At 65.9% G+C, this 9970-nt stretch carries 9 protein-coding genes and 1 tRNA gene; 3 read left to right on the plus strand and 7 right to left on the minus strand.

Annotation, left to right across the window (positions count from 1 at the left end; translation table 11 throughout):
• Nucleotides 1-63: 63 nt before the first annotated feature.
• The 7 genes from folP to glmM all read right to left on the minus strand — a co-directional run bounded on the left by folP (nucleotide 64) and on the right by glmM (nucleotide 8113).
• Nucleotides 64-1056, minus strand: coding sequence for a dihydropteroate synthase (gene folP, locus AC6BOR_RS02060; RefSeq protein WP_498059567.1), 993 nt, complete (start codon nucleotides 1054-1056; stop codon nucleotides 64-66).
• Nucleotides 1050-3077 carry a M13 family metallopeptidase gene (locus AC6BOR_RS02065; protein ID WP_498059568.1) on the minus strand — a complete coding sequence of 676 codons (2028 nt, stop codon included), beginning with the start codon at nucleotides 3075-3077 and terminating at the stop codon, nucleotides 1050-1052. The genes folP and AC6BOR_RS02065 overlap by 7 nt, the downstream gene beginning before the upstream one ends.
• Before the next feature lie 390 nt (nucleotides 3078-3467).
• On the minus strand, nucleotides 3468-4604 hold the full coding sequence (locus tag AC6BOR_RS02070) for a site-specific DNA-methyltransferase (RefSeq protein ID WP_498060690.1): 1137 nt from the start codon (nucleotides 4602-4604) through the stop codon (nucleotides 3468-3470).
• Between the two features lie 210 nt (nucleotides 4605-4814).
• Nucleotides 4815-5384 carry a ribonuclease HII gene (gene rnhB / locus AC6BOR_RS02075; RefSeq protein WP_498059569.1) on the minus strand — a complete coding sequence of 190 codons (570 nt, stop codon included), beginning with the start codon at nucleotides 5382-5384 and terminating at the stop codon, nucleotides 4815-4817.
• The gene (gene thiD, locus AC6BOR_RS02080) at nucleotides 5381-6550 is read right to left on the minus strand and encodes a bifunctional hydroxymethylpyrimidine kinase/phosphomethylpyrimidine kinase (protein ID WP_498059570.1); all 1170 of its coding nucleotides are present in this window, start codon (nucleotides 6548-6550) and stop codon (nucleotides 5381-5383) included. Before thiD ends, rnhB begins: the two co-directional genes overlap by 4 nt.
• On the minus strand, nucleotides 6540-6767 hold the full coding sequence (locus tag AC6BOR_RS02085; RefSeq protein ID WP_498059571.1) for a DUF1272 domain-containing protein: 228 nt from the start codon (nucleotides 6765-6767) through the stop codon (nucleotides 6540-6542). Before AC6BOR_RS02085 ends, thiD begins: the two co-directional genes overlap by 11 nt.
• Nucleotides 6767-8113 carry a phosphoglucosamine mutase gene (glmM, locus tag AC6BOR_RS02090; RefSeq protein WP_498059572.1) on the minus strand — a complete coding sequence of 449 codons (1347 nt, stop codon included), beginning with the start codon at nucleotides 8111-8113 and terminating at the stop codon, nucleotides 6767-6769. The genes AC6BOR_RS02085 and glmM overlap by 1 nt, the downstream gene beginning before the upstream one ends.
• A 47-nt stretch (nucleotides 8114-8160) precedes the next feature.
• Here glmM and AC6BOR_RS02095 point away from each other — a divergent pair, with 47 nt between their 5' ends.
• The 3 genes from AC6BOR_RS02095 (at nucleotide 8161) to AC6BOR_RS02105 (ending at nucleotide 9961) form a co-directional block, all read left to right on the plus strand.
• Nucleotides 8161-9153 (plus strand): aldo/keto reductase, encoded by a 993-nt coding sequence (locus AC6BOR_RS02095; RefSeq protein WP_498059573.1) that lies wholly within the window; start codon nucleotides 8161-8163, stop codon nucleotides 9151-9153.
• A gap of 79 nt (nucleotides 9154-9232) precedes the next feature.
• Complete coding sequence (locus AC6BOR_RS02100) at nucleotides 9233-9838, plus strand: bifunctional transcriptional activator/DNA repair enzyme AdaA (protein WP_498059574.1); 606 nt, start codon at nucleotides 9233-9235, stop codon at nucleotides 9836-9838.
• A gap of 33 nt (nucleotides 9839-9871) precedes the next feature.
• Nucleotides 9872-9961, plus strand: a tRNA-Ser gene (locus AC6BOR_RS02105).
• Nucleotides 9962-9970 lie beyond the last annotated feature (9 nt).

Raw genomic sequence — 9970 nt, forward strand, 5'->3', positions numbered from 1 at the left:
CCGCAAAGGCTGCGTTTCGCCTGTTAGCAGAGTATTCGCGGCTGTGAAGGGGCAGAAGCCCTCTCAGCCCAGACAGGGCTGCGCCGCCGCCCACAGCTTCAGGGCCTGCACGGTTTCCGGCACATCATGAACGCGCAGCATCTGCACGCCGGCACTGGCCCCGGCCAGCGCGATGGCAAGGCTGCCCGGCAGCCGCCGTTCCACCGGTTCATCAGCAGAAAGCTTGCTTATCAGGGACTTGCGGCTGGCCCCCAGCAGGATCGGCACCCCCAGCCCGTGCAGCAGTGCAAGGCCTTTCAGCAGCGCGACATTGTGGTTGACCCCTTTGCCAAAGCCGATGCCGGGATCGGCAATGATCCGCTCCCGCGCCACGCCGCCGGCCACCACTGCGGCAATCCGCCCCTCCAGCCAGTCAAACACATCCAGCAACGCATCATCATAATGCGGGGCCTGCTGCATCGTCTCCGGCGTGCCCTGGTGATGCATCAGCACCACCGGCGCCTGCGCGTCCGCCACCACGGCCAGCGCGCCGCGATCATGGCACAGCGCCGACACATCGTTGATCAGGCCCGCGCCAGCCCCCAAGGCTGCCCTCATCACCCCGGCCTTGCGCGTGTCGATGGACCAGGGGCAGCCGGCCAGCGCCGGAAACAGCCCTTCGATGCGCGCCAGTTCGTCCGCCACCGGCAGTTCGCGCGCGCCCGGCCGGGTGGATTCCCCGCCCACATCGATGATCGCCGCGCCATCGGCCAGCATGGCCTGCGCCACCGCGCCGGCCAGCGCCGGATCATCATGCCGGCCGCCATCGGAAAAACTGTCGGGCGTCACGTTCAAGATGCCCATCACCAGCGGCAACTGGCGATACCCCCAGCGCGCCAGCACCGGGCGCGGCGCGGTCAGCCGTGCCAGCCAGTCCGCCGGCACCTGTTCGGCGGCAATCATGCCTTCGCTGCCGGCGCGGGTCAGCACTTCGGCCCGCGCAAAGGAAAAGGGGCCGCCGGCCAGCGGCAGCCCCTCCCCTTGCGTCAGGATCGGGCGATAATAACGTCTTACCACACCTTGATCCGCTCTTCCGGCTTCAGATACAGCTTCTCGCCGGGCTTCACGTTGAACGCCTTGTACCACACATCGAGGTTGCGCACGACATAGGGGCGGAAGTGGCTGGCGGTGTGCGGATCGGTCACCAGCTGCTGCTGCAGCGCGGCGTCGCGATACTTGGTGCGCCAGCTCTGGGCAAAGGCCAGGAAGAAGCGCTGATCGCCGGTGAAGCCATCGATCACCTTGGCCTTCTTGCCCTTCAGGCTGCGCTGATAGGCATCATAGGCGATGGTCACGCCAGCAAGGTCAGCCATATTCTCGCCCAGCGTCAGCTGGCCGTTGATCTTCTTGCCCGGCAGCGGCTCATAGGCGCCATATTGCGCCACCACCTTGTCGGTGCCTTCCTTGAAGCGGGCCACATCGTCGGCAGTCCACCATTCGGCCAGGCGGCCGGTCTTGTCATATTTGCGGCCCTGGTCGTCGAAGTGGTGGGTGATTTCATGGCCGATCACGCCGCCGATCGCGCCATAGTTCACGGCATCATCGGCATTGGGATCAAAGAAGGGCGCCTGCAGGATCGCGGCCGGGAACACGATCTCGTTCCAGGTCGGATTGGCATAGGCGTTCACCGTCATCGGCGTCATGAACCACTCGCTGCGGTCCACCGGCTTGTTCAGCTTCTCCACATCGTCGTTGAATTCGAACTCGGCGAGGCGGCGGGCGTTGCCGATCATGTCGCCGCGCACGATGGTCAGCTTGGAATAATCGCGCCACTTGTCGGGATAACCGATCTTGGGCGTGAAGGCGGCCAGCTTCTCCCGCGCGGCAGCGCGGGTCTTCGGGTCCATCCAGGCCAGCTTGTCGAGCCGGGCGTCAAGCGCGGCGATGATGTTCTTCACCAGCTCGTCAATCTTGGCCTTGGCCGCCGGCGGGAAATATTCGGCGACATAAAGCTTGCCGATGGCCTCACCCAGCGCATTGGAGGTGAAATCCACCCCGCGCTTCCAGCGCGGCGCCTGCTCCGGCTGGCCACCCAGCGTCTTGTTGTACATGTCGAAGGTGGCATCGCCAAAGGCCTTGGGCAGGCCCGACGAGGCGCTGCGCAGGATCTGGAAGGCCATATAATCCTTCAGCACATTCAGATCGGCGCCATCGATGATCTTGGCAATCGCCTCCACCGAGCTCGGGGTGGAAATGATCACATCGCCCTGCACCGGAATGGTGCTGGCCTTGAAATAGGCGGCCCAGTCAAAGCCCGGAAAGCGCGTGCCCAGCTCGCCGACCGGCACCGGGTTGTAGGTCTTTTCGGCCTGGCGGCGCTCAACGCGGCTCCAGTGCACCTTGGCCAGCTGCATTTCCAGCGCAAAGATCCCATCGGCGCGGGCGGCGGCATTGTCATACCCGGCCAGGCCCAGCATGGTCGCGACATAGGCCTTGTACTTCACGCGCGCCGCGGCAAAGGCCGGGTTCTTCTCATCCAGATAATAATCCCGGTCGGGCAGGCCCAGGCCGCCCTGGCCGCCCTGCACGACAAAGCGATCCGGGTTCTTGCGATCCGGGCCGATGCCGAACTGGATCGGGCCACCCTGGCCCAGGCGGAGATAGCTGCCGATCAGTGCGGCATAGCCGGTCTTGTCCTTGATGGCGGCAACGGCATCCAGATCCGGCTTGATCGGCGCGATGCCCTTGGCCTCGATGGCGGCCTCATCCATGTAGGTGGCGAAATAATCGCCAACCTTCTGGGCCTCGCTGCCCGGCGCTGCATTGCTGGCCGCGGCCTTCTCGATGATGGTGCGCGTGCGCTCGCGGCTCAGATCCGAAAGCCCGCTGGACATGCCAAAGGCGGTCTTGTCGGCCGGGATCTGCAAGTTGGCGAAATATTTTCCGTTGGCATAGGCAACGAAATCGTCACCCGGCTTCACGCTGGTGTCCATGCCGGCGGTGTCGAAACCGAAACTGCCGATCTGCGGCTTGCTGTCGGCGGCCAGGGCCGGGGTGGCCAGCGCAATCAGGCTGGCAGAAATCAGGAAAACGCGCATCACTCACTCCCATCAATGCGGATGGGCAGTGTCCTATCCAGTCAACACGGGGGCCGCAAGGGGTGCGGCAGAATTGCTGTCATTTTGGCGCGGCCCGCCAGCTGGCACCGGAAACCAGACCCGCCACCACCGGCGCGCGGGCCGCGGTCACCGCCGCACCAACTGCGGTCACCGCGCGCGCAGTTGCGGGCACAAAACAGGGCGGTTTTGCCACGCCGGCACGGCCATCGACTCGTGCCCTGTCAGCCACGCAGCAAGCGATGCCCGACAAATACTATAATATTCAACGCGTTACCGGCCAACCTGTCCTACACAAGGCCAAAATGGCACAATGACCGGGTTCTTTCGCAATCAAAGCCGCAACCGCCGTGATCCGAAGGATACCAGGCGTCAAGCGCCCGCCGCAGTGGTCAGGCGGAACGCCTGACGCCTGGCATCCAGAGGTACCAACCGGCCATCGTCATCTTCGATGTGCCAGAAGGTCCAACCGTTGCAGCTAGGAAGCCCCTGGGCCGCCGCGCCCATCTGATGGATGGAGCCCGTGCGCCCGGCCATGTCCAGGCTGCCATCCGCGCGAACGCTGGCACCAACCCGGCGACCGGGACCCCACAGACGTGTGCCGGGGCGGACAAAGCCGCTCTCGACCAGGCTGCCAAACGGGATGCGCGGCTCCGCGCGCTTGCCTTCGCTGATCAGGGTCGCGCCGCCTTCCAGCGGCAGCAGCGCGGCGATGCGCTGTTCCGCCACGCGGGCATATTTTTCCTCACGCTCGATGCCGATCCAGCGCCGGCCGAGCAGTTTCGCCACCGCACCGGTCGTGCCGGTGCCAAAGAAGGGATCGAGCACCACATCGCCGGGCCGGGTGCAGGCCACCAGGATGCGATAGAGCAGCGCCTCGGGCTTCTGCGTCGGGTGCGCCTTGGCGCCGCCGTCCTTCAGCCGCTCGTTGCCGGTACAGATCGGGATCAACCAGTCCGACCGCATCTGCACATCCTCGTTCATCGCCTTCATGGCGTGATAGTTGAAGCAGTATCGGCTGCTCTCGCTCTTCGCCGCCCAGATCAGGGTTTCATGGGCATTGGTGAAGCGGGTGCCCTTGAAATTGGGCATCGGATTGGCCTTGCGCCACACGATGTCGTTCAGCAGCCAATAGCCTTCGTCCTGCAGCGCGGCGCCGACGCGGAAGATGTTGTGATAGGAACCAATGGTCCAGATCGCGCCATCCGGCTTCAGAAGGCGATGCGCCGCCTTCAGCCAGGCGCGGGTGAAGCGGTCATAGGCCGCGAAGCTCGAGAATTTGTCCCAATCATCATCCACCGCATCGACCTGGCTGCCATCGGGCCGGTGCAGATCGCCGCCCAGCTGCAGATTATAGGGCGGATCGGCAAAGATCAGATCGACACTGCCGGCCGGCAGCGCGTTCATCGCCTCGATACAGTCGCCGCGGATGATGCGGTTGGTGGCAAGCCTGGGCGCGGTCTTGCGGCCCGACAGGCCGGTTTCCACCAGCAGCCGTTCAGCATCCATCATGTCGGGGCTGCGAAACGCCTTCATCAAACCACTCCCTGTCCAACAGGTGATGGTGATGAGTCAGATGCGATTCGCCGTCAAGAATCATTTTGAATCAATGGGATTCCCTGATTCGCTCGGGAATGGAATCAAATCGGGAACAGGCACAATATCTGGAGTCCCACGGGGCCAGCAGGACTCAATCCCTAGTGGTGTGACTCAAAAGACTCAGTTGGAAAATTCCGCCAGCACCCGCTTCACCGGGGCAAAGCTGCGCCGGTGATGCAGTGTCGGGCCCAGGCTTTGTAACGCGCGCACATGATCGGCGGTGCCATAGCCCTGGTTGCGCGCCCAGCCATAGCCGGGGTGCTGGCCGTCCAGCTCGGCCATGATCCGGTCGCGCGTCACCTTGGCGATGATCGATGCCGCCGAAATCGCCGGCTCCAGCCCATCGCCGCCCACAATGGCCCGCGCCGGCCAGCGCCAGGGTGGCAGGCGGTTGCCATCCACCAGAACAAGATCAGGCACTTCGCCCAGCGCGTCGACCGCCCGCGTCATCGCCAGATGATTGGCCTGCAGGATGTTCAGCGCATCAATCTCGGCCACGCTGGCCTGCCCCACGCCGATCCGGCAATCGCTGGCCAGCAGCGCCGCAAACAGCGCCTCGCGCCGCTTGGCGCTCAATTTCTTGCTGTCATTCAAGCCACTTGGCACCGCCCCACGCAGGATGACAGCGGCCGCCACCACCGGCCCGGCCCAGGGTCCACGCCCGGCCTCATCCACCCCGGCAACGATCACACGCGCCAGGGCGGGAACCGCCGATCCTCGCCAGCATGATAAAGGCAGATGCTGTTTCCAGCCGGATCGCGCAGCCGCGCCTCGCGCCAGCGCCAATCCTCGTCACGCGGCAATTGTTCAAACCCCAGCCCGGCCGCCCGCAATTCGGCCACCCAGGCATCCAGCCGCAAGGATTCCAGATAGATGGTGGCACCCCCCACCGCCGCGCCATCAGCATGGATGGACAGGGTGACGCCATTGCCTGCCTCGAACCTTGCATAGCCATTGTCGGGGCTGTCCACGATCTGGCGCAGCCCCAGCAGACGGTAAAAGGCGACCGACGCGGCATAATCGCGGGCTGCCAGGGTGATCTGGTTCAGCACCGGGGCGAGCGCCGTCCCATCGTTGATCACCGCCTGATGCCCCATCGGGCCATGACCCGCCCCCAGGCCAGGGGCCGACAACATGGCCAGCCGCACAAAGGCCCGCGCCCGCCCCACCGCATCCGGAAGTGCCAGCCCCTGCCCCAGCCCGCAGGCCAGCGCCGCCGACAGGGTGCAGCCGGTGCCATGGGTGCTGCCACTGGCAATGCGCGCGCCGCTGAACGCCAGGTGGCCATGGCGCGTCACCAGCCAGTCGGTCAGCTCATCACCGTCCAGATGGCCCCCTTTTGCGAGCACGACGCGCGGCCCGGCGTTCAAAAGTTCCTGCGCGGCCAACAACATATCGGCCGCATCCGCCACCTCGGTTTCGGTCAGCGCCTCCAGCTCCGGCGCATTGGGGGTGATCACGCTGGCCAACGGCAGCAGGCGCTGCATCAGCGCCCACACCGCCTCTTCCTCGATCAGGGCGGCGCCGCCCTTGGCGATCATCACCGGATCCAGCACGATCGGCACGGTCACGCCGGCCAGGGCATCGGCCACGGCCGTGATCACCGCCTCGCTGCCCAGCATGCCGATCTTGATCGCATCCACGCCAATATCATCAATGCAGGCGCGGATCTGGCCGGCGACAATCTCCGGCGGCACGCCGTGGACGGCGGTCACACCACGCGTGTTCTGCACGGTGACCGCCGTCACCGCCGTCATGGCAAAGCCGCCCAGCGCGGTGATCGTCTTGATATCGGCCTGGATTCCGGCGCCGCCACCACTGTCGGACCCGGCAATGCAGAGGATTCTAGCGACCATGCTTGCGCTCCAGCGATGCCGGGAAACGCGCCAGGGCCGCCCCCACCCGCAACGGCCGCGGCTGCAGATCGCCACCGCAATTGGGGCAACGCCCGGCCAGCGGCCCGTCCGCACAATCGGCGCAAAAGCTGCACTCAAACGAACAGATGCGGGCGCCCGCCTGATCCGGCGGCAGATCCACCCCGCAGCGTTCGCAATCGGGGCGCATCGCCAGCATCAGGCCGCCGCCACCGCCGCACACACATCATCGACGACGCGGGCAACCAGCGCCTTGTCCTCGCCTTCGGCCATCACCCGAATCAACGGCTCGGTGCCGCTCTTGCGGATCAGCAGACGGCCGCTGCCAGCCAGTGCGGCTTCGGCCGCGGCAATGGCCGCCTTCACACTGGCGGTTTCCAGCGGCGCCCCACCCTTGAAGCGGACATTCTTCAGCAACTGCGGCAGCGGATCAAACTGGTGCAGCAACTCGCTCGCCGGCCTGCCCGTTGCCACCAGCGCGCTGAGCACCTGCAGCGCCGCCACCAGGCCATCGCCGGTGGTGGCATGATCAGAAAGGATGATGTGCCCCGATTGTTCGCCGCCCACGTTGCAGCCGGTGGTCCGCATCATTTCAAGCACGTGGCGATCGCCCACCGCGGCGCGGTGCAGGGCAACGCCCCGGCCGGCCAGGAACCGCTCCAGCCCCAGGTTGGACATCACGGTCGCCACCAGCGCCCCGCCCTTCAGCGTGCCGGCCTCCGCCGCGCGCGCGGCGATCAGGGCCATCAGCTGGTCCCCATCCACCACCTGGCCGCGTTCATCGACCACGATCAACCGGTCAGCATCGCCATCCAGCGCGATCCCGATATCGGCGCCGCTTTCAAGCACCTTCAGCTGCAGCGCCTTGGGGTGGGTGGAGCCGACAGAATCGTTGATGTTGAAGCCATCCGGCGCCACGCCCATGGCAGTCACCTCGGCGCCCAGTTCCCACAATGCCGCCGGCGCCACCTTGTAGGCCGCACCATGGGCGCAATCGACAACGATCTTCAGGCCATCGAGGCGCAGCTGTTCGGGAAAGGTCGCCTTGGCAAAATGGATATAGCGCCCTTGCGCATCGTCGATGCGCCGCGCCCGGCCGATGGCGCGCGGCTCGGCCAGCGCAATCTCCTCCTCCAGCAGCGCCTCGATCGCGGCCTCATCCTCGTCCGACAATTTATAGCCATCGGGGCCAAACAGCTTGATGCCATTGTCGTGAAACGGGTTGTGGCTCGCCGAAATCATCACGCCCAAATCGGCCCGCATCGACCGGGTGAGCATCGCCACCGCCGGGGTTGGCATCGGGCCGAGCAGCGTCACATCCATGCCCACGCTGGTGAACCCGGCGGTCAGCGCCGATTCCATCATATAGCCGGAAAGCCGCGTGTCCTTGCCGATCACCACCCGGTGAATATGCTGGCCGCGCAGGAAATGCCGCGCCGCGGCCTGGCCCACCTTCATGGCGAGGGCCGCCGTCATCGGCGTCTTGTTGGTCAGGCCCCGGATCCCATCCGTGCCGAAATAGCGGCGGCTTTGCTTGGCTGTCATGGCGACATGTCTTAGCGTGTGGCGCTGCCTATTGAAAGGATTGCGCCATGCACACCCGCCGGATCGGCCCGCTCACCGTCTCTGCCCTCGGTCTGGGCTGCATGGGCATGGCCGGCACCGCCGGCGCCGCCGCCATGTATGGCGCGGTCGATCGCGCCGAAGCGATCGCCACCATCCACCATGCCCTTGATATCGGCCTGAATTTCTTCGACACCGCCGAAATCTACGGCCCCTTCGCCAACGAGGAACTGCTGGCCGAAGCATTGGCCGGCCGCCGGCACCAGGCGGTGATCGCCACCAAATTCGGCTTCCGCATCGAAGGCGGCAAGGTCGCTGGCGTCAACAGCCAGCCCGCCCATATCCGCGCCGTCTGCGAAACCAGCCTCAAGCGGCTGAACAGCGATGTCATCGATCTGTTCTACCAGCACCGTGTCGATCCCGCCGTACCGATCGAGGATGTGGTCGGCACGCTGGCCGATCTGGTGCGCGAAGGCAAGATCCGCGCCATCGGCCTGTCCGAATGCTCAGCCGCCACGCTGCGCCGCGCCTGCGCGGTGGCGCCGGTTGCCGCCCTGCAGAGCGAATGGAGCCTGTGGGAACGCGATGTGGAGGCCGAAATCGCCCCCACCGCCCGCGAACTGGGGGTCAGCTTCGTGCCCTATTCCCCGCTTGGTCGCGGTTTCCTCACCGGCCAGGTGCCGCGCGCCGAAGATCTGCCGCCCAGCGATTATCGCCACCATGATCCGCGCTATCAGGGCGCCAATTATGATGCCAATCTGGCGGCCGTGGCCGTGGTGAAACAGGTTGCGGCCAATCACCAGGCCAGCCCGGCCCAGGTCGCCATTGCCTGGCTCCTGGCCAAGGGCGATGATGTCATCCCCATCCCCGGCTGCAAGCGCCGCGCCACCCTGATCGACACGGCCGGTGCCGCCAATCTGTCCCTCACACCAGCCGACATTGCAGCCCTGGATGCTGCCCTGCCCCACACATCGGGCGCGCGCTATGGCAGCAAGGCCGCATTGGCGATGACCCGGCTGTAAGAACGTCGCTGGCGGAAATCGGCCATGGTCTTCGCCTGGCCTCTGGCCGCCTGCGAGGGCTGGGCGTATCATTTCCGCCATGCACGCCCCTGCCTCGCCAACCGTTCACGGCCTCGATTTCGACACGATGAACGCCGCCCGTCTCGCCCGCGATCCGGCCTATGACGGGATGTTCTTCATCGCGGTCAAGACCACCGGCATCTATTGCCGCCCGGTCTGCCGCGTGCGGCCGCCGCTCACCCGCAACATCAGCTTCTTTCCCAGCGCTGCCGCCGCCGAGCGCGAAGGATACCGCCCCTGCCTCAAATGCCGGCCCGAATCTGCCCCCTTCTGCCCGGCCTGGAACGGCACCCGCACCACGGTCGAGCGCGCGTTGAAGCTCATCGATACCGGCGCGCTCGATGGCGAGGGCACGGTGGAGCAACTGGCGACGCGCTGCGGTGTCGGCGCTCGCCACCTCACCCGCCTGTTCCGCCAGCATATCGGCGCCTCCCCCATCGAAGTCGCCCAGACCCGCCGGGTGCAGCGCGCCATGCAGATGATCGCCCACACCGCCCTGCCGATGACCGAGATTGCCCACACCGCCGGCTTCGCCTCGCTGCGCCGCTTCAACGAGGTGATCGCCGCCCGCTATGGCCGCTCCCCCACCGAGTTGCGCAAGGTGCGCCCGCACAACGTGACTTGACCGCACCGCCTGTCAGCCACTAGGCCAAGCGCCGGACAGATGGCCGAGTGGTTTAAGGCAGCGGTCTTGAAAACCGCCGTGGGGGAAACCTCACCGTGGGTTCGAATCCCACTCTGTCCGCCAACCTGCCCA

This window comes from Sandarakinorhabdus sp. FBCC-B8862 (assembly GCF_059745315.1).

Bases quoted from the DNA above. Each gene is read 5' to 3' on its own strand.
- AC6BOR_RS02065 (WP_498059568.1), bottom strand. From the start codon at position 3,077: ATGCGCGTTTTCCTGATTTCTGCCAGCCTGATTGCGCTGGCCACCCCG.
- AC6BOR_RS02070 (WP_498060690.1), bottom strand. From the start codon at position 4,604: ATGGATGCTGAACGGCTGCTGGTGGAAACCGGCCTGTCGGGCCGCAAG.
- thiD (WP_498059570.1), bottom strand. From the start codon at position 6,550: ATGGTCGCTAGAATCCTCTGCATTGCCGGGTCCGACAGTGGTGGCGGC.
- AC6BOR_RS02085 (WP_498059571.1), bottom strand. From the start codon at position 6,767: ATGCTGGCGATGCGCCCCGATTGCGAACGCTGCGGGGTGGATCTGCCG.
- glmM (WP_498059572.1), bottom strand. From the start codon at position 8,113: ATGACAGCCAAGCAAAGCCGCCGCTATTTCGGCACGGATGGGATCCGG.
- AC6BOR_RS02095 (WP_498059573.1), top strand. From the start codon at position 8,161: ATGCACACCCGCCGGATCGGCCCGCTCACCGTCTCTGCCCTCGGTCTG.
- AC6BOR_RS02100 (WP_498059574.1), top strand. From the start codon at position 9,233: ATGCACGCCCCTGCCTCGCCAACCGTTCACGGCCTCGATTTCGACACG.